This is a genomic window from Microvirga sp. 2MCAF38, from assembly GCF_052115485.1.
Lineage (GTDB): Bacteria > Pseudomonadota > Alphaproteobacteria > Rhizobiales > Beijerinckiaceae > Microvirga.
Map to the genome: position 1 here is coordinate 896,102 of NZ_JBFRGU010000001.1, position 24,103 is coordinate 920,204.

The window sequence follows — 24,103 nt, forward strand, 5'->3', positions numbered from 1 at the left end:
GTGCCTTGGGCCGTCACGGTTTTCGACTCGCCGGACTGACACGTTGAGCTAACCGAACTCGCCGAACTGGATCGAACAGAGCCATGCAGGTCTCAGACCTTTTCATCCGCCGTCCCGTTTTCGCTGTCGTAGTCAGTCTCATGCTGATCGTCGGCGGGCTTGCATCGCTCAACAATCTGCCCGTGCGCGAATACCCGCAGGTGGACAGGCCGGTCGTCTCGGTTTCGACGGTCTATCGCGGTGCCTCGAACGAGGTCATCGAGAGCCGCGTGACGGAGGTCATCGAAGGTGCCATCGCCGGCATCGAAGGTATTCGCCAGATCACCTCGCAAAGCCAGAACGACCGCTCCTCCGTCTCCATCGAGTTCAACGTCGAGCGCAACCCCGAGGCCGCGACCTCCGACGTGCGCGATGCGGTGTTCCGCGTTGTCGGACGCCTGCCCGATGGTGTCGATCAGCCGGTCGTGCGCAAAGTCGATGACAACGCTTCCGCGATCATGTGGGTCAGCGTCACGTCGTCCTCCCTCGATGCTCTCGAATTGAGCGACTTTCTGAAACGCGTTTATGTGGATCGGCTCTCCACCGTTCCGGGCGTCGCAAATGTCTATCTCGGTGGCGAGCGGCGCTACGCCATGCGCCTGTGGGTCGACCGTCCGGCGCTCGCCGCGCGCGGGCTGACCGTTCAGGACCTTGAGACCGCGATCAAGAAGCAGAACGTCGAACTGCCGGGCGGACGCATCGAATCCGCCCAGCGCGAATTCACCGTGAAGACGGATTCCCGCCTCGCGACGCCGCAGGAATTCGAGCAGGTCATCGTCTCCAACAAGAATGGCTATCTCGTCCGCCTCGGTGAAGTGGCGAAGGTCGAGGTCGGTGCAGAGGATACGCGTTTCGAGTTCTATGAATCCGGCAAGATCGCCATCGGCCTCGGTGTCGTGCGCCAATCGACCGCCAACACGCTCTCCGTCGCCGACGATGTGCGCACCGAACTAGCGAATCTGAAAAGCTCGCTTCCACCCGGCACCTCGGCCGATGTCTCCTATGACGAGAGCCAATTCATCCGCGCCTCCATCGACGGCGTGCTACACACGCTGCTGGAAGGCATCGTCCTCGTCATCCTGGTGATCCTGATCTTCCTGCGCGACTGGCGCTCGACCATCGTCGCGATGGTGGCGATCCCGGTGTCGATCACCGCCGCCTTCATGGTAATGAGCTATTTCAACGCATCCATCAACGTGCTGACACTGCTCGCCATCGTGCTCGCTATCGGCATCGTGGTTGATGACGCCATCGTCGAAATCGAGAACGTGCATCGCCGTATCGAAGAAGGGCAGCCCCCATTGCTCGCTTCCTTCGACGGCGCACGCGAGATCGGTTTTGCGGTCATTGCGACCACTGCAACGCTCATGGCCGTCTTCGTTCCGCTCGCCTTCATGAGTGGTCAGACGGGAAAACTGTTCCGCGAATTCGGCATTACGCTTGCCGCCTCGATCTTCTTCTCGGGTGTGGTGGCGCGCACGCTGACTCCGATGCTGTGCTCGAAGCTGATGGTGCCGGCGCATGGCCGCATCCAGACCATGACGGAGCCGTTCTTCACCAAGATGAATAACGGCTATCGCTGGCTGCTCTCGCGGGCGTTGCGCGCACCGTTCATCATCATCGCCGTCGGTTTCGCGGTGTCGCTTGCCGCCTACAGCCTTTTCCAGATGGTGCCGAAGGAATTCACGCCGACAGAGGATCGTGGCGCAATCATCATCTCTATCACCGCTCCCGAAGGCGCGAGCCTCGACTATACCCGCTTGCGCGTGAAGGAAGTCGAGCAGGAGCTTTTGCCCTATCAAGAGAAGGGTATCATCGCCTCGATCACGAGCCAGGTCGCGCCCGGTTTCGCACGCCCCTCGCCGGTCAATGCAGGTATGATCATCGTGCGCCTCACGCCTTGGGATCAGCGCACATTCAAGCAGCAGGAATTGACGCAGCAGCTCTTCGGCAAGGTCTCTAACCTGCCCGGCGCACGCGCCTTCCCCATTAACCCACCTTCGCTCGGTCAGCGTGGCCTGTCGCAGCCGATCCAGTTCGTGCTTGGCGGCCCCGATTACAACACGCTGCGCGACTGGCGCGATATCGTGATGCAGAAGGCGCAGGAGACCGGCCTCTTCGTCAATCTGGATTCCAACTACAAGGAATCGCAACCTGACATCCGCGTGAAGATCGACCGGCAACGCGCCGCCGATCTCGGCGTCGATGTGGCCGATATCGGCCGCACGCTGGAATTGATGTTCGGCGAAACCCAAATCTCCACCTTCGTCAATCGCGGAGAGGAATACCCCGTCATCATCCGTGGTCGCGCCGAAGATCGCGCGACGCCGAACGATCTGACCAATACTTTCATCCGCGCAGCAAACGGCGATCTTGTTCCGCTCTCTTCGTTCGTAAGCCTGACGGAATCCGCTGCACCGCAGAACCTCAACCGCCTCGACCGATTGCGTTCGATCACGATCCAGTCGTCGCTTCGCCCCGGCATTACCATCGGTGAAGGGCTCGCGGCGCTGGAAAAGATCGCGCAGGACAACCTGCCGGCCGAAGCGCGTATCGGCTATACGGGCCAGTCGAAGGATTTCCGTGAATCGTCGAACGCGATCTACCTCACTTTCGGCATGGCGTTGCTCGTGGTGTTCCTGGTGCTCGCAGCGCAGTTCGAAAGCTGGATCAACCCGTTCATCATCATGCTCACCGTGCCGCTTGCGGTGACGGGCGGCCTTCTTGCGCTCGTCATCACCGGGCAAACACTGAATATCTACAGCCAGATCGGCATGATCCTGCTCATCGGCCTCATGACAAAGAACGGCATCCTGATCGTCGAATTCTCGAACCAGTTGCGAGAACGAGGCTATTCGGTGCGCGATGCCGTGATCGAGGCCTCCGTGCTGCGCCTGCGCCCGATCCTCATGACCTCCATCGCCATGATCGGCGGCGCCGTCCCGCTCGCCTGGTCCACCGGTGCGGGTGCCGAAGCGCGCAGCGCCATCGGCTCCGTGATCGTCGGCGGCGTCACGGTCTCGACGCTCCTGACCATTCTGGTCATTCCGGCGATCTATCTCCTGCTCGGTGGGTTCACCAAGCCCTCGACCTATGTGAGCGAATTGCTGGAAAAGCTGCGCGCCGAGACCGGATCCACCCCACACGGCGAGCACGAACCGCGTCGCCAGCCGGCGGAATAATCGGCTCCTCAGTGATGGGCGTTTCCAACGCCCGCCATCTCTTCAACATCAATCGAAGAGGTAGCGTGCGCCGATGCGGAATTCGTGTCCGTCGATATCGGAGGCGCGGATTGCAGAAGCGTTGCTCCCCACGCGCGAACGTGCATCACCGAGACGCGTGTATCGGTAACCGAGATCGAGCTTGAGATTACTCGTCATGTCGAAGGCGATACCGGCCATCAAGGTCCAGATGAAGGACGTGTTGGTGCGCGTGCCGAGGGCGGCGATGCCGGTGAACACACCATCGGCTCCGTAGAGCCAACGTTCGGCTCCCTCGATCCGATTACGACCGAACCCCAGGCCGGCTCCGATATAGGGCGTGACACCATCGACGATCGGCAGATCGAGATAGGCGTTCGCCATGAATGTCGTGGCTGAAAAATCCGCCCGATCGATCGCGGTTGTGACGTTGGCTCCGAAGCGTACAGCCTTGTAGGACGCCTCAAATCTCTGGTCGACGGCGATCTCAGCTCGGAACCAGGGGCTGAGCTGATAGCCAATACCGACTCCAGCCGAAAAATTCCGGTCGACCCGGCCACGTGCCACGGGCCCCACGTCGCCGAAACCGAAGGCGCGCCCGCGATGCGGCGTCAACTGTTCCAACGCACCGATATCGCCGCGCAGATACCAACCGGAGCCCACCTCATCGTCGGCCTCGTCGATGCTCGGTGCAGGCGGAAGATCGGCAGCCAGCGCACGAAGACTCCCGAGAGCAATCGCCAGACCAGCGAAAATGAGCTTTGTCGGACGCAAGATGGCCGAACTCCACAAGAACAAGCGCGCGGCTCGATAGCCGCGTTCAGTGTTATTGTGCAGCAAAGAGTTTAAGGGTTGTTTAACCTTAACGGCAGGTTGGTGAACCGTCTTGAGCGGCCTGCAGGCTCATCTCTCCTGAGATCTCGCCCTGAGCGGCGAAGCGTTTCGAAGGGCGAGGCGTCTCCAGTGTGCACTGGACCCTCCTTCGAGACGCGGCTTTGCCGCTCCTCAGGATGAGGTCCCGATTCACGATACTTCCTCAAACAAAAACGCGGCCTTTACGGCCGCGCTTTCATCGTCTCTATCAATCGCCGTCACGCCGCCGCGTGGGTCAAGGCTTCCACCACATCGTCGACGACGCGCATGACGAGATCGTGGTCGTCACCCTCCGCCATGACGCGGATCACCGGCTCCGTGCCTGAAGGACGGATCACGAGGCGGCCTTGCTTGCCGAGGCGCTCCCGGGCGGCGTCGATAGCGCTCGTCACAGAGGTGTTCTTCAACGGCTGGCCGGACTTGTAACGGACATTCTTGAGAATTTGTGGCAGCGGTTCGAAGCAGTGGCAGACTTCAGAGACCGGCTTTTCAAGCCGCTTCACGACAGCGAGCAACTGCAACGCCGCGAGCAGCCCATCTCCGGTCGTGGCGTAATCCGACATGATGATGTGGCCGGATTGCTCGCCGCCCAGATTGAAACCATGAGCGCGCATATGTTCGAGCACATAGCGATCGCCGACCGCAGTGCGGACGAGATCGAGGCCCATATCCCCCAGGAAACGCTCGAGGCCGAGATTGGACATGACGGTCGCGACAATCCCGGGCTGGGAGAGGAACCCGTCCTCTTTCCAGGCGCGAGCGACCACCGCCATGAGCTGATCGCCGTCGACGACCTGCCCTTTCTCGTCGACGATAAGAACGCGATCAGCGTCGCCATCGAGCGCGATGCCGACATCGGCGCGGGTTTCCCGGACCTTTTGTATCAAGGCATCCGGCGCGGTGGAGCCGACCTTGCGATTGATGTTGAACCCATCCGGCTCGACGCCGATGGCGACGACTTCCGCGCCAAGTTCCCAGAGCGTCTCCGGCGCAACCTTGTAGGCGGCTCCATTGGCGCAATCGACGACGATGCGCATCCCTTCGAGATCCACATGACGCGGCAGGGTGCGCTTGGCGAATTCGATATAGCGGGCAATGGCCCCCTCGATACGACGCGCCCGGCCGATTTCGGCCGGAGGTGAAAGGCGCGAGGTCAGATCCGAGCCGAGAAGTTGCTCGATCTCCTGCTCGACCTCATCGGAGAGCTTGAAGCCGTCGGGACCGAACAGCTTGATGCCATTGTCCTCGTACGCATTGTGCGAAGCGGAAATCATGACGCCGAGATCGGCGCGCATGGAGCGGGTGAGCATGGCAACCGCCGGCGTCGGCATTGGGCCCAGCAGCAGCACATCCATGCCGACTGAGGTGAAGCCGCCGACCAGCGCGTACTCGATCATATAGCCGGACAACCGGGTATCCTTGCCGATGACCACCCGGTGGCGATGCTCGCCCCGTTGGAACATAAGGCCGGCAGCCTGCCCAACCTTCAGGGCCAATTCCGGTGTGATGACCCCGTTGGCGCGGCCGCGAATGCCATCTGTCCCAAAGTATTTGCGCACGTGCTTCGTCTCCGGACTCTGCGCCGAAGCGCTTCTTGGTTGTTTCAAAGCAATCTCCACGGCACGGGTCAAGGATCCTGCCTGTTTTGCCCCATCACAAGTGATGAGCAAATATTACAACGACGAAGCGGAGCCGTTGTGCCCAATCACACGCCGAAGGATGCAAAGAAAACGCCCGCCGGTCTGGCGAGCGTTCAATTTCTTAATAAGAGGCGATAAGATCTTACGCCTGTGGTTGAGGCTCCATACCGCCATCCGTTTCGCGCGGACGGTTGCGTCCGGCGGAGGGAACCGGCGAACCGCGGGTCGGCGTCACGGGCTCGCCCGTATCGCGGATCGGCGGCTGACCGTCGAGAAGATTGCGGATCTCGTCACCGGACAAGGTCTCGTATTCGAGCAGACCCTTGGCGAGCGCCTCCAGAGAACTCTTGCTTTCGGTCAGGATGCGGCGGGCATCCTCAAGGCCGGCCTCCACGAGGCGACGAACCTCCGAGTCGATCTTCTGAGACGTCGCCTCTGAGATGTTCTGCTGGCGTCCCATGGACATGCCGAGGAAGACCTCTTCCTGGTTTTCGCCGTAGGCCACCGTGCCGAGCTCGGGAGAGAAGCCCCAACGAGTCACCATCATGCGGGCAAGGCGCGTTGCCTGCTCGATGTCCGATTGCGCACCGGAGGTGACCTTTTCCTTGCCGAAGATCATCTCTTCGGCGATGCGGCCGCCCATCATGATGGCGAGACGCGAGGTCATCTGCTCGTAGCTCATGGAGAGCTTGTCGCGCTCAGGTAGCTGCATGACCATGCCAAGCGCCCGGCCACGCGGAATGATGGTGGCCTTATGCACAGGATCGGTTGCCGGAACCTTGAGGGCGACGACCGCATGACCAGCTTCGTGGTAGGCGGTCAGACGCTTCTCGTCGTCGGTCATGACGAGGGTACGGCGCTCCGCGCCCATCATGACCTTGTCCTTGGCATCCTCGAACTCGTTCATCGTGACGATACGCTTGCCACGACGGGCCGCGAGCAGAGCCGCCTCGTTGACGAGGTTCATGAGATCGGCACCCGAGAATCCGGGAGTGCCGCGGGCGATGACCTTCAGGTCCACGTCGGGAGCCAACGGCACCTTGCGCACGTGCACCTTCAGGATCTTCTCGCGGCCGAGCACATCCGGGTTCGGCACGACGATCTGACGGTCGAAGCGGCCCGGACGCAAAAGCGCCGGATCGAGCACGTCGGGACGGTTCGTGGCCGCGATGATGATGACGCCCTCGTTGGCCTCGAAGCCGTCCATCTCCACCAGAAGCTGGTTGAGGGTCTGCTCACGCTCGTCGTTACCGCCGCCGAGACCGGCGCCGCGATGACGACCGACCGCATCAATTTCGTCGATGAAGATGATGCAGGGCGCATTCTTCTTGGCCTGATCGAACATATCACGCACGCGGGAAGCGCCCACGCCCACGAACATTTCGACGAAGTCGGAACCCGAAATGGTGAAGAAAGGCACGTTGGCTTCGCCCGCTACCGCACGGGCGGTGAGCGTCTTACCCGTGCCGGGAGGGCCGACCAGCAGGACGCCGCGCGGAATGCGGCCGCCCAGACGTTGAAACTTCTGCGGATCGCGCAGGAATTCGACGATTTCCTGCAGGTCTTCCTTGGCCTCGTCGACGCCCGCGACGTCATCGAACGTCACGCGACCATGCGCTTCGGTGAGGAGTTTCGCCTTCGATTTGCCGAAGCCCATGGCTCTGCCCGCGCCGTTCTGCATCTGGCGCGACAGGAAGACCCAGGCGCCGATGAAGAGCGCGATGGGCAGGATGTTCATGAGAACCGCGATGAACCAGGGCGTCGAGTCCGATTGCGGACGAGCCGTGATCTGCACGCCCTTTTGCTGCAGCTTCGACACCAGCATGGGGTCGTTCGGCGCATAGGTCGTGAAGGTCCGCCCATCGGAATAGGTACCGCTGATCTCCGGGCCGGAGATGATGACGTTCGTGATGCGGCCAGCATCGGCGTCCGCCAGAAGCTGACTATAGGCAATGTCGCCGCCCCCGCCTCGATGGCCCGGGCTCTGGAAGAGCGTCACGAGCGCCAGCACGAGAAGGAAAATGACAACCCACAAGGCGAAATTGCGGAAATTCGGATTCATCGGATCAGATCTGCCCCAGGGCGAGAAAATGAGAGGGGAATACTTCCCCACGCTGCTTGCTTCAATGTAGGCACGCCTTTCTTCCTTGCCAAGGGAATGCGGCACGGGTGCGGCATGAACTTGATGTGTTTAGACAAAGAAAATGGCCAAGACAGTTTATTTTTCTGCGTTTTCGCATACCGGCCAGGGCGCATTTTCGCGAAATATACTTAGCGGCCTCTGCTGCGAGGCGGCTCAGGCGTGATGGAGAGCCGCCCTTTAGGGTTGAGATGGAGCAGGGCACCTGCGACAGTCAGGCGAAGTTGGCCTTTATCTCCAATGGCTTGGCGAAGACGCGCAAGACAGGCTTCAAGCCGCTCCAGGCGCCGGTAATCCGGGTCGAGACCAGCTTCCGACAGAAGAAGGCCGAGCGTGCGTAACGCGATCTCGAAGGGCTCTTCCGCGAGAATTATCGCCGCAAAATCACCGTCATGCTCCGACCAGCCGCGCCGAAAGGCTTCTTGTGCCTTGGCATCGAGAGCCTCCTCGGCCCGGGCAACGCGGTCTGCCAGGCGCGCCAGGCACTCCGCCGTCAGCCCCTCATTCGCAAGACTTGGCAGGATCTTGCGCCAGCGCACGCGGGCGAAGCGCTCGTTGGTGTTGGACGGATCGGTGACGAAGGACCACCCCTGCCCTTCGCAAAGCGAGACAAGCGTTGACTTGTCAAAGCCGAGCAGCGGACGCACGAGGCGTATTCCATTAAGATCGCGCTCGGCCCGCATTCCGGCGAGCCCGGCAAGACCCGACCCGCGGGCAAGCCGCATCAGGACCGTCTCCGCCTGATCATCCCGCGTATGAGCTGTCACGAGGTGCGACGCCCCGACGTGGCGAGCATATTCCACGAGAAGACGGTAGCGGGCACCCCGCGCGGCCTCCTGCAATCCGGTTTCGGGCTTCTCGCCGGTCCAGGGCAGAATCTCGCCCGGCAAGCCGAGTTGTTTGGCTTGCCGAATGACAAAGGCAGCTTCCTCAGCCGATTCAGCACGGAGCGCGTGATCGACCGTCGCCACGAAAACCGGCGGGTGCGAGATCGAATGCCAGCGGGCGACGAGATGCATGAGAGCCACGGAATCCGGCCCGCCTGAGACGGCAGCGACGATCCCGGTGGCGCGACGAAGCGGAGAAAAAAGGGCGTCGAGCCCTTCCGTTGACAGAAGATTCATCGCGGGAGAGGTCATGTGCCCGCCCCGCCCAAACTTCGCCTCAGGAGCACTTGATGCGCTTCTGTTCCCGATCCGAGCTTTGCTTAAGCGAAGCCGGGGCCTGCGGATATTTGCGGTCGAGTTCCGCGAAAACGGCGCAGGCGCGATCCTTGGCACCGAGTGCATTGAGTGAAATGCCGAGCTTCAAGAGCGCGTCTGGCGCCTTCGCGGCGTTGGGATGATCGGCCGAGACATTCAGGAACTGCTCGGCCGCTTCACGATAACGGCTGCGCTGGAGGTAGCTCTCGCCGAGCCAGAAGGCTGCCTCCGGCACAAGCTTGTCGCGAGGGTTCGACTGGAGAAACCGGCGAAAACCCATCTCCGCCTGCTCATATTGGCGCTGGGTGAGGTAACCGTAAGCCGTCTCGAAATCGGACCGCGGGTCGTCGCTGCTCGCAGCGGCCACGCTCGGTCCTTGGCGCGAAAGGGTTGTGGCGACAGGGGCGGCTGGGGGCGGATTGGCGGGAACACGCCCCGTCTGGCTGAGATCGAGCGGGCCGGTCCCCCCAGGAGCCTCATCCTGTTCGATCAGGTCGCCGATCCCGGCAAGTTGACCGCCGGGAAGAGCCATCGGTTGGCCGACCTCGCCGGATGTCAGCGGCGCGGAGGGCGCGGTCGTCCCCAAGGGATGCGGGGCGCCCGGAGCCTCTGCAACGGCCCCCGGTTCGTAGGCATCGCCGCGGCGTTGCGGCTGGGGTTGGGCAGGCCGCGCCGGCGTCGTCGTGGGCGCGGCCTTCGAGCCGCCACCGCGATTTTCCTGGAAGCGGAACTCCACGTCCTCCTGGAACTTGCGCAGCTGTTCTTTCAACTGGCGGTTCTCGTACTGGAGCTGTTCCATTTGCCCCGACAATTGCCGGAACTGATTCTCGAGCCGATTGAGGCGAACGATGGCGTCGGCGGCGTCCTGCGCGAAGGCAGGAGCAACCAGAGCCGTCGCAAGGGCGAAAAAGACGATCAGGCGGCGAAACATGAGATGATACCGAAAGGGTCAGAAAACGACCGTGCCCATAACACAAAAGCGCCGCCACGGCGAGAATGTGGCGGCGCTCGGTTCATGAACTGAATTCCAGAGGCTACGAGCCGGCGCGGGTATCCAACACCGTCACCGAGCGGCGGTTTTGCGACCAGCACGAGATGTCGTTGCAGACCGCGACCGGGCGCTCCTTGCCGTAAGACACGGTGCGGATGCGCGAGGCCTGGATGCCGCGCGAGACCAGATAGTCATGCACGGTCTGAGCGCGGCGGGCGCTCAGCGAGAAGTTATATTCACGCGTGCCCCGCTCATCCGCGTGTCCTTCGACGACGAAGCCGTAATTGGCATAGCGGTTGAGCCACTGGGCCTGCTTGTCGAGGGTCGCAACGGCGGTGGGGGTCAGATCGGTCGCGTCGGTCTCGAAGAACACGCGATCGCCGACATTGACGATGAAGTCCTGCGCGCTGCCGGGTGTGCCTGCACCACCGGCCCCGAAGCCCCCGGCCCCATCGGCCATTCCATCTTTATTGGACGAACACGCCGCCGCCCCAAGGGCGAGGACGATCGCAGCGGCGAATTTGACGGCGCGCAACGTCATCATGGCTAAAACTCCTTACACATTACGTCTGCCCAACGTTGTGTTTTGTATAGAGGTCGATGGTTAAGGGAGGGTTCCGTCAACCTTGATGGAGGGTTGAGAGAAAGAGTGAATCGCGCCCGCGTCGGGAAACTTGGGCGTAGGGTTAATCGAGCGTGAATACGGCAAAGAGGTGGCGCGATATGCTTTTTTCCCCAAACACTTGAACGTTAGGACAAGGGTCGTCATTCTCAAGCCGGGCGAAGCCCCGAGCATAGGAAGGTGAGCGCGGGGTCGTCCGAAACCGTGCTTCAGGCGTTATGGTCTCATGAACGAAACACATGCTTGGTTCGCGCCCTTCGCGCCTCGGCCACCGGAGACCCCACCGGACGACCCGTTGTTGGAGAGGGCCTTCGCACGCATCGCCGACAGCGATCTACGCGAGGGCAATGCGGTTTCGCTTCTCCGCAATGCCGAAGAGAATTACCCGGCCTGGCTGGACGCTCTGCAAAAAGCCGAGCGGGTCATTCATTTCGAGAACTACATCATCGCCGATGACAAGACCGGCCGAAATTTTGCGCGCGTGCTGATGGAGCGCGCGCGAGCCGGTGTGCGTGTGAGGGTGCTTTACGACTGGCTCGGCTCCTACACCCGAGCCTCGCGCCGATTTTGGCAAGACTTGCGCGATGCAGGCGTCGAGGTGCGGGTGTTCAACCCGCTTCGGCTGACCAACCCATTTTTTCTGCGCCGTAATCACCGCAAGCTCATCACGGTCGATGGGTGCATCGGCTTTGTGTCAGGACTCTGCATTTCCGATAGCTGGGAAGGCGGTCGCAGTGGCGATCCCTGGCGCGATACCGGGCTCTCTCTTGCAGGCCCGATCGTCGCCGATCTCGATGCGGCCTTTGCCGAAAGCTGGGCCTTCGCCGGGGCGCCCCTGAAGCGCGACGAGTGCATCGCCGCAAGCGACATCCCGTCGGTCGGCACAGTCAATGCACGCGTGGTCAGCGGACAGCCCGGCATGTTCCGAGCCTACCGGGTCGATCAGTTCATAGCCGCGACGGCGAAGCGTAATTTGTGGATCGCGGACGCTTATCTCGTTCCGACGACGGCCTATGTGCAGGCGCTCGGAGAGGCCGCCCAGGACGGAGTCGATGTGCGGCTTCTCGTGCCGGGCTCCACCGACACGCCGATGCTTCAGCCGTTCGTCCGTGCGGGTTACCGCTCGCTGATCGAGGCGGGTGTCCGCGTGTTCGAGTGGAACGGCGCGATGCTTCACGCCAAGAGCGCTGTCGTGGACGGACGTTGGGCACGCGTCGGCTCGACCAATCTCAACCTTGCAAGCTGGGCGACCAATTGGGAACTCGACGTCATCGTCGAAGATAAAACCATCGCCGAGGCCATGGAAGCGACGTATCTCGAAGATCTCATGCAAGCGACCGAGGTCGCCCCCGGCTCCATCACACGTCGCCGCCAAACACTCAACGCGCGGGCCCGTCGATCGCGCCGCGCCCGGCGCGGTGCCGTTGGACGGCTGGCCGCCGGTGCCGTGGCTTTGGGTTCGAGCATCGGTCGCGGTTCGGGAGGATTGCGCTCGCTTACATCGACGGAGGCCGGCAGCGTCGCCACCATCGGCTCTATTCTGATCGCCCTCGCGGTGCTGGTCGTCGTGTTTCCTCCCATCGTCGTCCTGCCGATCACGATCCTTCTCGGCTGGCTTGGAGCGGCTTTGCTGATCCGCTCCCTTCGTCTCAAGCAACGCATTCGCATCACGCGGCGTAAGCTGGAACGTCGATATCGCTCAGCTTCGACCAAATGGAACAAGATTTCCTCGCGTCCACCGTGAAACTTCAGGCCAAGCTTGGCGTTGAATTTATACCTGCGGCGGGATGGCGCCCGCATAATTGGGAGACGATCATGACGAGCGGCGCTTCGAACTCTTTCCAGTCTTTCGATCAGACCAAGGCGATGAGCGCGCTCTTGGCTGAAAATTGGTGGGCCATTGCGCTGAGAGGCGTTTTTGCGATCCTGTTTGCGCTCATCGCCTTTTTCCTACCGGGAGCGACCATTCTGTCCCTCGTGCTGTTCTTCTCAGCCTACATGCTGGTGGATGGCGTCTTCGGCATCGTCTCTGCTGTGCGTGCGGCGCGACAAGGGCAGCGCTGGGGCCTCCTCGTCCTCGAAGGCATCGTCGACATTCTCGTCGGCGTCATCGCCTTTTCATGGCCGGGACTGACGGTTCTGTTCTTCGTGACCCTGATGGCGGTGTGGTCGCTCGTGACCGGCGTTCTCATGGTCGTCGCCGCGTTCAAGCTCGATGCGGAATACGGCAAGGGCTGGCTGATCTTCAGCGGCATCGTCTCGGTGCTGTTCGGTATCGCGCTTTTGGTCGCGCCGCTCGTCGGTGCTGTGGTGTTGACCTGGTGGCTCGGCGCTTATGCGATGATCTTCGGCATCTCGCTTCTCGCCCTCGCGTTCAAGCTGAAGGGCCGCAAGGAGCGTATCGCTCCGTCGCACTGATTCTGAAATGAAGCGGGGCGCCTGAGGCGCCCCGTTTTCATCATCGTGTTTCGCTGAGCAGCGGCGACCATGTGGGGTCGGATGCGAAAGATGGCGTCGCCACCGGCAGTTCCACACGGCCCGTGATGTCGACCATGTAGAGCTTGCCGCCGGCCTGTCCGCCCGGATCGCGGAAGAACATGATGTACTGGCCGTTCGGCGCCCAGGTCGGGCTCTCGTTGTGAAATCCTTCCGTGAGAATGCGCTCACCCGAACCGTCCGGTTTCATGATCCCGATGGAAAAGCCGCCCGCGCGGCGCTTGGTGAAGGCGATGTAGTCCCCACGCGGCGACCAGGCCGGCTGCGAATACGAACCGTCGCCGAACGAGATACGGCGCTGGTTCGAACCGTCCGCATTCATGGCATAAATCTGCTGCTGCCCGCCGCGGTCGCTCTCGAACACGATCTCGCGTCCATCCGGCGAGAAGGACGGCGAGGTGTCGATGGCAGCCGTCGAGGTGACGCGCGTCGTCGAGCGCGAGCCCAGATCCATCAGGAAGATGTTGGCGTTGCCGCCCTGTTGCAGGCTCATGGCGATGCGCTGGCCATCGGGCGAGAAACGCGGTGACGAGGTCATATCGGGAAAGTTGCCGACGACCTGGCGCGAACCGGTTTCCAGGTTGATCACCTGCACGCGCGGCTGCTGGCCTTCGACCTGCGACATGTATGTGATGTCCTGTGTCGCGGGCGAATAACGCGGCGTGACGACGAGCGTGTCGCCTTGAGTCAGGAAGCGCATGTTCGCGCCATCCTGATCCATGATGGCAAGACGCTTGCGACGGTTTTCTTTCGGACCGGATTCATCGACGAACACGATGCGCGTATCGAAGAACCCTCCGACGCCGGTGATCTTGGTGTAGACCGCGTCCGAGATGATGTGCCCGACGCGGCGCCAGAAATTCGGATCGGTGACATATTGCTGGCCGGTCAATTGCTGGCCGGAAGCCACATCCCACAACCGGAACTCGGCCTTGAGGCGACCGGACGAATCGCGCGTTACGCGACCCGTTACCAGCGCCTGCGCGCCCGCCATTTTCCACGCATCGAAACGCGGCATCGCATCGAAGGACGGCCGCTCCGGAAAGCGCGACTTGTCGAGCGGCGCGAAGTATCCCGAGCGTTGCAGATTGCCGGTAATGATGCCGGACACGCGCTGCCCGAGATCCCCCTCGCCCGCGAAATCGGCGACGGCGATGGGCATGGGCTGGAACTGAGAACCCGGCCCTACGCGCAGGGTCAACTGAGCGTAGGAAGGGGTGGCGAGAGCCAGGATTCCAGAAAATAAGCACGCAGCGATCATCAGCGCGTGTGCAAGGAGGCGGACAGGCATGATCACATCCACATCATGGATCGTTTGTTGAACGGGTGCTCGACGGAGAGTCATAATTGCGTTTCGAATTCGATGTTCCAGAACTTCCAATCGTCATAAAACGGAGCGAACTTCGTAGGGATTTTATACGGCGCGCAACGGCGCACCGCTCGCAGAGCCGCCTCGGCAATCGTCTTATCAAGCGCAGCTGGACCGGCCCGAATGATCTGCGGCTCCGCCGATAGTGATCCGTCCGGATTGAACCGCACATCCAATATCGGCAGAGACACCTGACTTCCTGTCGCGCCGACTGGGGGTTGGTAACACTTCTCCATCTGCTCTTTCAGAATGCCCCCGAGAGCATCGCGCATACTTGGATTAAGTTTCGCCGCCGATCCCGTCGCCATACCGAGCGAAGCCATCTTATTGACCTCCGCGCCGGCCGCGCCCGTCGACTGGTTCTTTTCCTTGTTTTGCAGTAATTGCTTGATGTCGCCGAAATCGAGTTTCTTGGCGACTTCCGCTTCCTTGCGTGCTTTCGCCTCGGCGTCTGCCTTGGCCTTTGCCTCAGCGAGCTTCTTGGCATCCGCTTCCGCTTTGGCTTTCGCATCAGCTTCGGTCTTTGCCTTGGCTTTTGCATCGGCTTCCGCTTTGGCCTTCGCCTCGGCATCCGCCTTCACCTTTGCTTCCGCAGCAGCCTTCTGCTGCGCGATGGCTTCGGCTTCCGCCTTTTCAGCCTGGAGACGTAATTCTTCCGCCTTGGGGTCGACTTGCGGTTTTGCGGGTGGGGTCGGCGGAGGCGGCGCGCTGGCGACCGGCTCTTCCTTGTCCGCGACTTTCATGTCCTCGGGGCGTTTGGGCGGCGAAGGCGCATCGCGCTTGTCGTCGCCGGGATCCTTCTGTTCGACCTTTTCCGCCACGCGATCGGCGCGCGGCTTCGGCGTCGGCTGAACCTGCTTCGCCGTCGTCTCGCCCTTGGTGACTTGCGAGACCATATCATTCGTGAAGATCTCGACCGGGATGCCTTCCTGTGCTTCCGGGAACTTGTTCGCCGAAATCGTGAAAACGGCAGCCGCCAGCAGCGTCACATGAGTGACGCCGGACACCCAGAAACCGGGTTCGGAAGGGTTGAATTTAAGTTTCAACGCCACGGCTGTCTGCCCTGCCCCTATCCTGCCCGCGTCACCGTTGATCCGGCTCCGTGACGACGGCGAGATGTTTGTAGCCAGCGGTCGATACGATCGACATCACCTGAGCCACTCGCCCGTAATCGACCTTCTTGTCTGCACGCACAAACACACGCTCATCGAAGCCTTTCTTCGACACTTCGGCGAGCTTGCCGACGATGGCTTCGTCCGTCAGCTCCGCATCCCCGAGAAAAAGCTGCCCCGTCGCCTTGATGGACAACGTCACGGGCTTCGCGTCGACGTTCAGAGGTGCGGCCTTCGTCTGCGGCAGATCGAGCGGAACGCCCGCCGTCATCATGGGTGCCGCCACCATGAAGATGATGAGCAACACCAGCGTGACGTCGATGAACGGCGTCATGTTGATTTCGTTGATCGCGCCGCCGCGCCGCGCGCGTCGACGGCGACGTCCGCCTCCTGAAGCCATGCCTGCGAGGGATGCCATCGCCGCTGTCCTTTAAGCCGCGAGCGCGATGCGCTCGTCGATCTGGCGCGAGAGAATGGCGGAGAACTCGTCGGCGAAGCCCTCCAACCGCGACTGGAGCTTGCCGACCTGACTGTGCAGCTTGTTGTAGGCGAGCACTGCCGGAATGGCCGCGAAGAGGCCGATGGCGGTGGCGAACAGCGCCTCCGCAATGCCGGGCGCGACCACCGCAAGGCTGGTGCTCTTCGAGGCCGCGATCGAGGTGAAGGAATTCATGATGCCGACCACCGTGCCGAACAGGCCGATGTAAGGACCGGCGGAACCGATGGAGGCGAGAACGGTCAGGCGTGACTCGAGACGCTCCACCTCGCGCTGGATCGTCACGTCGAGCACCTTATCGATGCGCTGCGAAAGGCTCTGGAACGAACGACCGGACCCCTCGAAGGAGCGCTTCCATTCCCGCATGGCGGCGAGAAACACGGCGGCGAGCCCCGCCGGGTTGCGGCCCTGGAGCGAACGGTAGAGCTCCTCCAGCGATTGCCCCGACCAGAAGACCTCCTCGAACCGGTCCATGGCGCGCTTCGTGCGTCCGAACAGCAAGGTCTTGTCGATGATGATGGCCCAGCACCAGACGGAGGCGCCGAGAAGCCCGATCATCACGAGCTTGACGATGAAATGCGCCTGCCAGAAAAGCCCGAACAGGGACATGTCATGCACGACAGGAGCAGCCTGGGCGACATCAGCCGGGTTCATCATCTCGTCCTTGCTCTTCAGGCCGCGTCAAACGGCCTCTTGTTTCTGGCGCGAACTTTTCGGAAAACGGGCCCCGCTTTTCCGGATCAGGCCGAGCCCCGGGAAATCCTTGTGCTTAGCCTTGCTCGTTCGCCCTCGAATCTGTCGAAAATAAGGGCGTACGGGCTCAGCACGGAGATCCGCCCGGTCTGTTACCTGTTAAGCACAGAGTAAGGTTAAGGCTTGGTTTAAGCCGCGCCCTAAGGGCCGCAATCCTGTCTGAAACCACCCGAAATCCGGCCAAAGACGCCATGGGACCGGATAATCATAAACGAAACAATATTTCAATTACAACGTCATTCGAAAGGGCAGAAAAATGGATTTTGATCCCTGTGAAATCGTGCAGAAACAGCTCGACGCCTACAATGCGCGCGACATTGAATCCTTCATGTCTCATTGGGCCGAGGATGCCGAGTATTACGCTTTTCCTTCGGACATCCTTGCGAACAGCGCAGCTCAGATCCGCGAGCGTCACATAGCAAGATTCAAGGAGGAGAACCTGTTCGGCCGCCTCGTCAAGCGTCTGGCCGTCGGCAATATCGTCGTCGATCAGGAGGTGGTGACCCGCACCTTCCCCGAAGGCACGGGACGTGTCGACGTCATGGCGATCTATGAGGTCGAAGACGAGAAGATCACCAAGGCCTGGTTCAAGATCGGCAAGCCGGTTCTCGACAAGGCGGCCTGATCTTCAGACTAGAGCTTGATCGTGTCTCTTTGAAACACGATCAAGCTCGAGATGGTGTCGCATGATCCGGGCGAACCGGTTTCCACTTGTTCTGATCAAGCTCTAGTCGCCCAACGGCGTCAAAGCCGCGCGCAGCTCATCGGGAATGCGCACGGCGCGCCCACCGCGAACAGCGGCAACGGTGACCTCAGCCGACACCAACACATCGTCGCCCCGGCGCACTTCCTGAGCCAACGTCATCGAAGCCCCGCGCATTTCCTTCGGACGCGTGACGATGGTGAGAACATCATCCATCAGCGCCGCTCCTCGAAAATCGATGGTCATCTTTCGGACCACGAAGGCGAGCCCGCCCATATCGGCGTGAAGATCCGACTGCGCCACCTCGACCGCCCGCAACAACTCCGTGCGCCCTCGTTCCATGAAGCGAAGGTAGCTCGCGTGATAGACGCGGGCCGAGAAATCCGTGTCTTCGTAGTAGACGCGGATGGGGAGGATGTGCGCGCCGTTTTGCATGTGGCCGGAAAGGTTAGGCCAAGCACCACCCAGCCCTCTCCCCCCTTGTGGGGGAGAGTTGGAGAGGGGGGTGTCGGCGCAAGCGTGATCAGGATCAGCACCCCCACCCCTAACCCCTCCCCACAAGGGGGAGGGGGATTGGTCACGCTTCTCACGCATCCTCATCCCCTCCGAACAACCCGAACTGCGCCGTCTCGCGCGCGGGCTCCGGCATGCCGAGATGGCGGAAGGCGTGGGGGGTCAGAATGCGGCCGCGTGGAGTGCGCTGCACGAAGCCCTTTTGGATCAGATAAGGCTCGATGATTTCCTCAATCGCGTCGCGTGGCTCGGAGAGTGCTGCCGCGATGGTTTCGATGCCGACCGGGCCTCCGCCGAAGGAGAGCGCGATGGTGGTGAGGTATTTGCGATCCATCTGATCAAGGCCGATGGGGTCCACGTCGAGCAGACGCAACGCCTTGTCCGCGAGTTCTCGGGTGACGATGGCGGCGTCATCCACGATGGCGAAATCGCGCACGCGGCGCAAAAGGCGGCCCGCGATGCGCGGAGTTCCACGTGCACGACGGGCGATCTCGTTCGCACCGTCTTCGCTCATGCCGATACCGAGCACCCGCGCGCCTCGGCGCACGATCAATTCGAGTTCTTCGACCGTGTAGAATTCAAGCCGGATCGGAATGCCGAAGCGGTCGCGCAACGGCGTGGTGAGAAGGCCCGCGCGGGTGGTTGCACCAACAAGCGTGAATTTCGGCAGTTCGATCTTCACCGAGCGCGCGGCAGGGCCTTCGCCGATGATCAGATCAAGCTGGTAATCCTCCATCGCGGGATAGAGAATTTCCTCCACCGCCGGATTGAGACGATGGATTTCGTCGATAAAGAGTACGTCGCGTTCTTCGAGGTTCGTCAGCTGCGCCGCGAGGTCGCCTGCTTTTGCGATCACCGGACCGGAGGTCGAGCGGAAATTGACACCAAGTTCCCGCGCCACGATCTGCGCCAGCGTCGTCTTGCCGAGGCCCGGCGGGCCAACGAACAACACGTGATCAAGCGCATCGCCCCGCGATTTCGCCGCGTTGATGAACACCTGCAAATTCGCCCGTGCGGCTTTCTGGCCCGTGAAATCGTCGAGCGCCAACGGGCGGAGCGACGTTTCAATATCGTCCTCGCGCTTTTCGGGGGTGAGCAGGCCGCCACGGGGACTGGTCAAAGAATCTTACCTTTCAAAGGCCGAAACATCTGGACGAAATCTCTTGCAAAACCGACTTCTGCATCTCTCGGAAAATGCCTATCTCGCCAATTCCTTCAACCCCAACCGGATCAGCGTCTTTGCCTCAGGCGCCTCTCCTGCCTGCTTCAAAGCGGCGGCGATGGCGGCAGAGGCCTGAGCCTGCGGATAGCCGAGATTGACGAGAGCGGAGACCGCGTCGGTCACCGGCGCAGGAGCGCTTCTGTCCTCGACGGAGTCCGACAAACGGATCAGCGCCGGATCGACGCCGGAGAAGGCGGGGACCTTGTCCTTCAATTCGGACACGATGCGCTGAGCGAGTTTCGGCCCGACGCCGGGGCCACGAGCGACCGTCGCCTTGTCACCGGTGGCGAGTGCATTGGCGAGGGTCGCCGGATCGAGCACGGAGAGAATGCCGAGGGCAACCTTCGCGCCGACGCCCTGCACGCTCTGGAGCAGGCGGAACCATTCGCGCTCCGCATCCGACCGGAAACCGAACAGGCGGATCATATCCTCGCGGACATGGGTTTCGATGGACAGAGAAGCAGCCTCGCCGGTTGGGGGCAGGTTCTGCAGGGTGCGCGAGGAGCAATGGACCACATAGCCGACGCCTTGAACGTCGACGATCACGAAATCCTCGCCGTAGGAATCGATGATGCCCTTGAGTTTACCGATCACGTTCGACCTTCCTCCTGGTCACTCTCCTCTCCTTGTGGGGAGGGAAAAGAGCGTCATATCCTGCGTACGATCCCCGATCTGCTTCGCATCGGGGATGATGATTGTGGTTCTGTAACACCTAAAACCTGGCCGCCAAAGCGCGTGCCTTGCGGTGGTGAGCATGGGCGATGGCGATGGCCAGCGCATCCGCCGCGTCCGCCTTTTTCGGGTCAGCCTTGGGCAGCAGCACCTTCACCATGGCGAGAACCTGATTCTTCTCCGCATGGCCGACACCGACCACGGTCTTTTTCACTTGGTTCGCGCCATACTCTGCCACAGGCAACCCGTGCAGCGCCGGAACGAGCAGCGACATGGCGCGGGCCTGGCCAAGTTTCAGGGTCGCTTGCGCGTCCTTGTTGACGAAGGTTTCCTCCACGGCGACCTCGTCGGGGGTCCAGGTTGTGACCACTTCCGTCAGCTTGTCGTGAAGTTGCTTGAGCCTCAGCGCGAGGGCGAGATCACCGTCCGACGTGACAACCCCACAGGCGACATATGACAGCTTCGTCCCCTCGATGGTGATGATGCCCCAGCCGGTGTTTCGCAGGCCGGGATCGAGGCCGAGGATGCGGATACGTTCCATGAAAAAGCCCCTCTCCCCGAAGCGGGAGAGGGTGGCCCTCGCGTTCAGCGAGGGTCGGGAGAGGGGGCGTGCCGCCCAAAACTCTCCCCTCTCCCGGCTCACTTCGTTCGCCACCCTCTCCCGCTTCGGGGAGAGGGAATGCGTCTTACCCGGCCATCTTTTGCATCAGCGCATCGGAAAGCTCGAAATTGCCGTAGACGTTCTGAACGTCATCGTGCTCTTCCAGCGTTTCCATCAGCTTCATGAGCTTTTCGCCGGTCTCGTCATCGACAGGGACCGGCGTCTGCGGCTTCCAGACGAGTTTGGAGGCTTTGGGTTCGCCGAATTTCTCTTCGAGCGCTTTGGTGACCTCGTTCAGCGAGGTCTGTTCGCAATAGATCTCGTGACCGTGCTCGGAGGACGCGACATCCTCGGCGCCCGCATCGATCGCAGCGTCCAGCACCGCGTCGGCATTGCCGACTTCCGGCCCGAACTCGACGAGACCGACCCGGTCGAACATGAAGGAGACCGCGCCGGTCTCCGCCAGATTGCCGCCACTCTTGGTGAAATAGGAACGGATGTCGGAAGCGGTACGGTTGCGATTGTCCGTCATGGCCTCGACGATAACGGCCGCGCCGCCGGGGCCGTAACCCTCGTAGCGGATTTCTTCGTAGTTCTCGCCCTCGCCCCCGACCGCCTTGTTGATGGCGCGCTGGATGTTGTCCTTGGGCATGTTCTCCGCGCGGGCCGCGAGAATGGCGGCGCGCAGGCGCGGGTTCATGTTGGGATCGGGCATGCCCATCTTGGCTGCGACGGTGATTTCGCGTGCCAGCTTGGAGAAAACCTTGGAGCGCACCGCATCCACCTTACCCTTGCGGTGCATGATGTTCTTGAACTGGGAATGTCCGGCCATGGGGCCTCCGCGTTCGCGACCGAGGGCGTGCAGTCGCCCGTCAGGCCGCGGATGTTGACGATATCCGGCTTATAAAACGGTGTTGCGTCAAAGGGAAAGCCCCCGGAGGACGTCAGCCGGTTCAAATTCCGAACCAACTCGTCAGCCCCGCTCGGATCAGATGATACGACGCGCCCAGAACCGTGGCGGTATAGGCGAGCCCCGCCAGCCCGATGAGATAACCGACGATCAGGAAGTATCCGTCCTCTTCCATGATGGCGATGGAGGCGATCACAAGAGCGATGGAGGGCGGGAAATTGGTGCCGGGAAAGGGAATCAGAACCGAGAGCGCGGCAAGGAAGGCAAAGAGCCCCGCGGCCCTGTCGCCTAACGGGCCGAACAGGAAAAGGAGACGGGGCCGGCAAAAGCTCTCAAGCCATTTGAGCCGCGGTTCGGCCAGATCGATGACCTTTTTGAACGTCGCCACCGAGACCGACCGGCGCATGATGAAGCCGGGCAACCAAGGTTGCGAATGGCCGAGCATCATCTGGGTCCCGAAGATCAGGACCGGCGCCCCCACGATGCCGGCGATCCCCGGAGGGGCCGGGACGCAGTTCGGAAGACTGAAGAGAATCAACACGAAGCCAAAGGCGCGTTCGCCGAAAGCCTGGATGATCTCACCTATCGTGACCTTCTCGCCCTCGGCGTTGTCGATCACGGCCCGCAGGACTACCGAGGCACTCTTGTGCTCGAGGGCGGCTCGGTGGCCATCGCCATGCGGTTCGCCCGTGGGCACTTCCTGATAATTCACCGTCCCACTCCGTTCCCGGCCAAGATGGCGATGGAGGCTCCCAGCGCCAAGGGGCGGCGGGGGGTTAGTCCCAGAAACGAGGCCAACTTTCCTCAAGATGCGGGCCGAGCCGCAAGGCGGCAACGCGCACGGCAAGACCCGTCCGGTCATCCGTCTCGACCGCGATGCCTGACAAAGTCCCTTCGCCAAGGGCTGGTTCCATGCGCGGCCCCGGCGTTTTCTGAAGAAAGCGGCGGATCGATTCTTCTTTCTGCATGCCGAGAACGGAATCGTAGTCCCCACACATGCCCGCATCCGACATGTAGGCCGTCCCATGGGCCAGAACGCGATGATCCGCCGTCGGTACGTGAGTGTGGGTGCCCACGACGAGGCTCACGCGCCCGTCGAGATGATGGCCCATCGCCTCCTTCTCGCTGGTCGCTTCCGCATGGACATCGACGATGATGGCGTCAGCCACTTGAGCCAGTGGACAGGCCTCGATCTCGCGATCCACGGCGGCAAAGGGATCGTCGAGTGCGTCCATATAAAGACGGCCCATCACATTGATGACGAGGACGCGCTTGCCGCTCACTGTGTCGATGAGGTTCGCACCGCGTCCTGGCGTTCCCGCTGGGAAATTCACAGGCCGCAGCAGGCGCGGCTGGCGCTCGATGAAGACGAGGGTCTCGCGCTGATCCCAGCTATGGTTGCCGAGTGTCACCGCGTCCGCACCCGCGCTCAGGACCTCATCGCAGATCGCCTCGGTGATACCGAAACCACCCGCCGCGTTCTCGCCGTTGATGACGACGCAATCGAGCTTCCAGCGCTCGCGCAAGCCGGGCAGACGCTCGATCACCGCGTTGCGGCCAGGGCGTCCGACGATATCGCCGAGGAAGAGAAGGCGCATGGGAAGTCCTTAGAGAGAAGCTGTTCGGATCAGTTCGTTTTCGGTGACGATGATGTTGAGTGAGCGATCGTGGTCCTCGGCGGGGACCTGCTCGATCTCCTGCGTGCCAAAGGCGAGACCGATGGTGAGGAGCGGGTGATGGCGTTCCAGCATGGCGATGGCGCGGTCGAAATGGCCTTTGCCATAACCGATGCGCCCGCCTTGCCTGTCAAAGGCAGCGAGAGGCATGAGAAGGGCCTTGGGGAAAACTTCCGGTGTATCGGGGCTGGGCTCGTGGACGCCGAAGCTGCCCTTGATGAGGGGATCATCTGGCTGCCAGACGTGAAAGCTCAGATGGGGATGGCGAGTCCGAGACAAAGCCACGGCCTGGCCGCGCGCGATCAACCCTTCGATCAGAGGGCGCGGATCAACCTCGCTGCGAATCGGCCAATAGGCGCCGACGGGCGCTATATCGCGCAACTCGGGAAGAGCGAGCGCCCGTTCCGCAATGCGGCGAGCAGCGTCTCGGCGCACGAACTCACCCAACGCATCGCGGCGGGCGAGGGCCACGCGGCGAAGCTGTTCTTTCGTCTCGGCGAGAGAGGGAGAAACCATTGGGATTAGCGCGGAGCCACAAAAGCCGTCGGAGAAGCGATCCCGGGAACCTACATAAGTAGGTGGGCGCCGTGTGTCCCGGTCCACGGACCGGGTCAGGGACAGCTCCCTAAGGATCGTTAAGGCCCCGGGGAAATGAACTCCTAACGCGCCCCGCAGCCCCGCCTTGTCTATGTAGTGACGATGGCGGTCGGGGGGAAGGGGAAAGTTGGCACGACACGCCCCCTTCGTCATTCCGGGGCGCGTAGTGAACCCGGAACCCATAGCCGCCGCGAGCTACAGAAAGAGGCGTTATCCTAGGCGATTCTTTCTTCTTAGACAGCGTTTATGGGTTCCGGGCTCGCCTGCGGCGCCCCG

At 61.8% G+C, this 24,103-nt stretch carries 22 protein-coding genes and 1 other RNA gene; 4 read left to right on the forward strand and 19 right to left on the reverse strand.

Annotated features, from left to right (window positions below; all coding sequences use genetic code 11):
- The first annotated feature begins 83 nt into the window (after positions 1 to 83).
- Complete coding sequence (locus tag AB4072_RS04185) at positions 84 to 3,221, forward strand: efflux RND transporter permease subunit (protein WP_441965633.1); 3,138 nt, start codon at positions 84 to 86, stop codon at positions 3,219 to 3,221.
- Positions 3,222 to 3,269: 48 nt separating this feature from the next.
- Here AB4072_RS04185 and AB4072_RS04190 read toward each other — a convergent pair whose 3' ends face one another.
- The 6 genes from AB4072_RS04190 to pal all read right to left on the reverse strand — a co-directional run bounded on the left by AB4072_RS04190 (position 3,270) and on the right by pal (position 10,629).
- Positions 3,270 to 4,013, reverse strand: coding sequence for an outer membrane protein (locus AB4072_RS04190; protein WP_441965634.1), 744 nt, complete (start codon positions 4,011 to 4,013; stop codon positions 3,270 to 3,272).
- Between the two features lie 317 nt (positions 4,014 to 4,330).
- Positions 4,331 to 5,671, reverse strand: a complete 1,341-nt coding sequence (glmM, locus tag AB4072_RS04195; RefSeq protein ID WP_441965635.1) for a phosphoglucosamine mutase — start codon at positions 5,669 to 5,671, stop codon at positions 4,331 to 4,333.
- 223 nt (positions 5,672 to 5,894) lie between these two features.
- Positions 5,895 to 7,814, reverse strand: a complete 1,920-nt coding sequence (gene ftsH / locus AB4072_RS04200; RefSeq protein WP_441965636.1) for an ATP-dependent zinc metalloprotease FtsH — start codon at positions 7,812 to 7,814, stop codon at positions 5,895 to 5,897.
- A gap of 209 nt (positions 7,815 to 8,023) precedes the next feature.
- Entirely contained in the window at positions 8,024 to 9,031 is a 1,008-nt protein-coding gene (gene tilS, locus AB4072_RS04205) for a tRNA lysidine(34) synthetase TilS (protein ID WP_441965637.1), read from the reverse strand.
- 25 nt (positions 9,032 to 9,056) lie between these two features.
- Positions 9,057 to 10,025: a tol-pal system protein YbgF gene (gene ybgF / locus AB4072_RS04210; RefSeq protein ID WP_441965638.1), complete on the reverse strand. Its 969-nt coding sequence runs from the start codon at positions 10,023 to 10,025 to the stop codon at positions 9,057 to 9,059.
- Between the two features lie 103 nt (positions 10,026 to 10,128).
- The gene (gene pal / locus AB4072_RS04215; protein WP_441965639.1) at positions 10,129 to 10,629 is read right to left on the reverse strand and encodes a peptidoglycan-associated lipoprotein Pal; all 501 of its coding nucleotides are present in this window, start codon (positions 10,627 to 10,629) and stop codon (positions 10,129 to 10,131) included.
- A gap of 304 nt (positions 10,630 to 10,933) precedes the next feature.
- Between pal and AB4072_RS04220 the strand changes: the two genes are divergently transcribed.
- Together AB4072_RS04220 and AB4072_RS04225 are read left to right on the forward strand one after the other, a co-directional pair.
- Complete coding sequence (locus AB4072_RS04220; RefSeq protein ID WP_441965640.1) at positions 10,934 to 12,451, forward strand: phospholipase D-like domain-containing protein; 1,518 nt, start codon at positions 10,934 to 10,936, stop codon at positions 12,449 to 12,451.
- A 71-nt stretch (positions 12,452 to 12,522) separates the two neighbouring features.
- The gene (locus AB4072_RS04225; protein WP_441965641.1) at positions 12,523 to 13,125 is read left to right on the forward strand and encodes an HdeD family acid-resistance protein; all 603 of its coding nucleotides are present in this window, start codon (positions 12,523 to 12,525) and stop codon (positions 13,123 to 13,125) included.
- A gap of 40 nt (positions 13,126 to 13,165) precedes the next feature.
- Here AB4072_RS04225 and tolB read toward each other — a convergent pair whose 3' ends face one another.
- Genes tolB through tolQ form a run of 4 tightly spaced genes read right to left on the reverse strand, consistent with a single transcriptional unit; the run spans position 13,166 to position 16,834 of the window.
- A complete protein-coding gene (gene tolB / locus AB4072_RS04230; RefSeq protein ID WP_441965642.1) occupies positions 13,166 to 14,494 on the reverse strand; it encodes a Tol-Pal system beta propeller repeat protein TolB in 1,329 nt (442 codons plus the stop codon).
- Positions 14,495 to 14,544: 50 nt separating this feature from the next.
- Positions 14,545 to 15,618 (reverse strand): cell envelope integrity protein TolA, encoded by a 1,074-nt coding sequence (tolA, locus tag AB4072_RS04235; RefSeq protein ID WP_441965742.1) that lies wholly within the window; start codon positions 15,616 to 15,618, stop codon positions 14,545 to 14,547.
- 37 nt (positions 15,619 to 15,655) lie between these two features.
- Entirely contained in the window at positions 15,656 to 16,102 is a 447-nt protein-coding gene (locus tag AB4072_RS04240; protein ID WP_441965643.1) for an ExbD/TolR family protein, read from the reverse strand.
- A 12-nt stretch (positions 16,103 to 16,114) separates the two neighbouring features.
- A complete protein-coding gene (gene tolQ / locus AB4072_RS04245) occupies positions 16,115 to 16,834 on the reverse strand; it encodes a protein TolQ (RefSeq protein ID WP_441965644.1) in 720 nt (239 codons plus the stop codon).
- 355 nt (positions 16,835 to 17,189) lie between these two features.
- On the opposite strand from tolQ, the gene AB4072_RS04250 reads away from it, so the two are divergent.
- Positions 17,190 to 17,558, forward strand: a complete 369-nt coding sequence (locus AB4072_RS04250) for a nuclear transport factor 2 family protein (protein WP_441965645.1) — start codon at positions 17,190 to 17,192, stop codon at positions 17,556 to 17,558.
- Between the two features lie 102 nt (positions 17,559 to 17,660).
- Here AB4072_RS04250 and ybgC read toward each other — a convergent pair whose 3' ends face one another.
- The 9 genes from ybgC to ssrS all read right to left on the reverse strand — a co-directional run bounded on the left by ybgC (position 17,661) and on the right by ssrS (position 23,911).
- On the reverse strand, positions 17,661 to 18,071 hold the full coding sequence (gene ybgC, locus AB4072_RS04255) for a tol-pal system-associated acyl-CoA thioesterase (protein ID WP_441965646.1): 411 nt from the start codon (positions 18,069 to 18,071) through the stop codon (positions 17,661 to 17,663).
- Positions 18,072 to 18,222: 151 nt separating this feature from the next.
- Positions 18,223 to 19,269 carry a Holliday junction branch migration DNA helicase RuvB gene (ruvB, locus tag AB4072_RS04260; protein WP_441965647.1) on the reverse strand — a complete coding sequence of 349 codons (1,047 nt, stop codon included), beginning with the start codon at positions 19,267 to 19,269 and terminating at the stop codon, positions 18,223 to 18,225.
- A gap of 78 nt (positions 19,270 to 19,347) precedes the next feature.
- The gene (gene ruvA, locus AB4072_RS04265) at positions 19,348 to 19,965 is read right to left on the reverse strand and encodes a Holliday junction branch migration protein RuvA (RefSeq protein ID WP_441965648.1); all 618 of its coding nucleotides are present in this window, start codon (positions 19,963 to 19,965) and stop codon (positions 19,348 to 19,350) included.
- 118 nt (positions 19,966 to 20,083) lie between these two features.
- The gene (gene ruvC, locus AB4072_RS04270) at positions 20,084 to 20,584 is read right to left on the reverse strand and encodes a crossover junction endodeoxyribonuclease RuvC (protein ID WP_441965649.1); all 501 of its coding nucleotides are present in this window, start codon (positions 20,582 to 20,584) and stop codon (positions 20,084 to 20,086) included.
- Positions 20,585 to 20,729: 145 nt separating this feature from the next.
- Positions 20,730 to 21,476 (reverse strand): YebC/PmpR family DNA-binding transcriptional regulator, encoded by a 747-nt coding sequence (locus tag AB4072_RS04275; RefSeq protein ID WP_441965650.1) that lies wholly within the window; start codon positions 21,474 to 21,476, stop codon positions 20,730 to 20,732.
- 121 nt (positions 21,477 to 21,597) lie between these two features.
- The gene (locus tag AB4072_RS04280) at positions 21,598 to 22,266 is read right to left on the reverse strand and encodes an exopolysaccharide biosynthesis protein (RefSeq protein ID WP_441965651.1); all 669 of its coding nucleotides are present in this window, start codon (positions 22,264 to 22,266) and stop codon (positions 21,598 to 21,600) included.
- A gap of 64 nt (positions 22,267 to 22,330) precedes the next feature.
- Positions 22,331 to 23,152: a TIGR00282 family metallophosphoesterase gene (locus AB4072_RS04285; protein ID WP_441965652.1), complete on the reverse strand. Its 822-nt coding sequence runs from the start codon at positions 23,150 to 23,152 to the stop codon at positions 22,331 to 22,333.
- A gap of 9 nt (positions 23,153 to 23,161) precedes the next feature.
- A complete protein-coding gene (locus AB4072_RS04290; protein ID WP_441965653.1) occupies positions 23,162 to 23,746 on the reverse strand; it encodes a 5-formyltetrahydrofolate cyclo-ligase in 585 nt (194 codons plus the stop codon).
- A 9-nt stretch (positions 23,747 to 23,755) separates the two neighbouring features.
- A non-coding RNA gene (ssrS, locus tag AB4072_RS04295) (6S RNA) lies at positions 23,756 to 23,911 on the reverse strand.
- Positions 23,912 to 24,103 lie beyond the last annotated feature (192 nt).

What these genes read in the sequence shown, in the direction of transcription:
- AB4072_RS04185 (WP_441965633.1), top strand. Translation starts at nt 84, where the DNA reads ATGCAGGTCTCAGACCTTTTCATCCGCCGTCCCGTTTTCGCTGTCGTA.
- ftsH (WP_441965636.1), bottom strand. Translation starts at nt 7,814, where the DNA reads ATGAATCCGAATTTCCGCAATTTCGCCTTGTGGGTTGTCATTTTCCTT.
- AB4072_RS04285 (WP_441965652.1), bottom strand. Translation starts at nt 23,152, where the DNA reads ATGCGCCTTCTCTTCCTCGGCGATATCGTCGGACGCCCTGGCCGCAAC.
- AB4072_RS04240 (WP_441965643.1), bottom strand. Translation starts at nt 16,102, where the DNA reads ATGGCATCCCTCGCAGGCATGGCTTCAGGAGGCGGACGTCGCCGTCGA.
- tolQ (WP_441965644.1), bottom strand. Translation starts at nt 16,834, where the DNA reads ATGAACCCGGCTGATGTCGCCCAGGCTGCTCCTGTCGTGCATGACATG.
- AB4072_RS04225 (WP_441965641.1), top strand. Translation starts at nt 12,523, where the DNA reads ATGACGAGCGGCGCTTCGAACTCTTTCCAGTCTTTCGATCAGACCAAG.
- tilS (WP_441965637.1), bottom strand. Translation starts at nt 9,031, where the DNA reads ATGACCTCTCCCGCGATGAATCTTCTGTCAACGGAAGGGCTCGACGCC.
- tolB (WP_441965642.1), bottom strand. Translation starts at nt 14,494, where the DNA reads ATGCCTGTCCGCCTCCTTGCACACGCGCTGATGATCGCTGCGTGCTTA.
- AB4072_RS04290 (WP_441965653.1), bottom strand. Translation starts at nt 23,746, where the DNA reads ATGGTTTCTCCCTCTCTCGCCGAGACGAAAGAACAGCTTCGCCGCGTG.
- ybgC (WP_441965646.1), bottom strand. Translation starts at nt 18,071, where the DNA reads ATGCAAAACGGCGCGCACATCCTCCCCATCCGCGTCTACTACGAAGAC.
- ybgF (WP_441965638.1), bottom strand. Translation starts at nt 10,025, where the DNA reads ATGTTTCGCCGCCTGATCGTCTTTTTCGCCCTTGCGACGGCTCTGGTT.
- AB4072_RS04250 (WP_441965645.1), top strand. Translation starts at nt 17,190, where the DNA reads ATGGATTTTGATCCCTGTGAAATCGTGCAGAAACAGCTCGACGCCTAC.
- AB4072_RS04275 (WP_441965650.1), bottom strand. Translation starts at nt 21,476, where the DNA reads ATGGCCGGACATTCCCAGTTCAAGAACATCATGCACCGCAAGGGTAAG.
- AB4072_RS04220 (WP_441965640.1), top strand. Translation starts at nt 10,934, where the DNA reads ATGAACGAAACACATGCTTGGTTCGCGCCCTTCGCGCCTCGGCCACCG.
- pal (WP_441965639.1), bottom strand. Translation starts at nt 10,629, where the DNA reads ATGATGACGTTGCGCGCCGTCAAATTCGCCGCTGCGATCGTCCTCGCC.
- ruvC (WP_441965649.1), bottom strand. Translation starts at nt 20,584, where the DNA reads ATGGAACGTATCCGCATCCTCGGCCTCGATCCCGGCCTGCGAAACACC.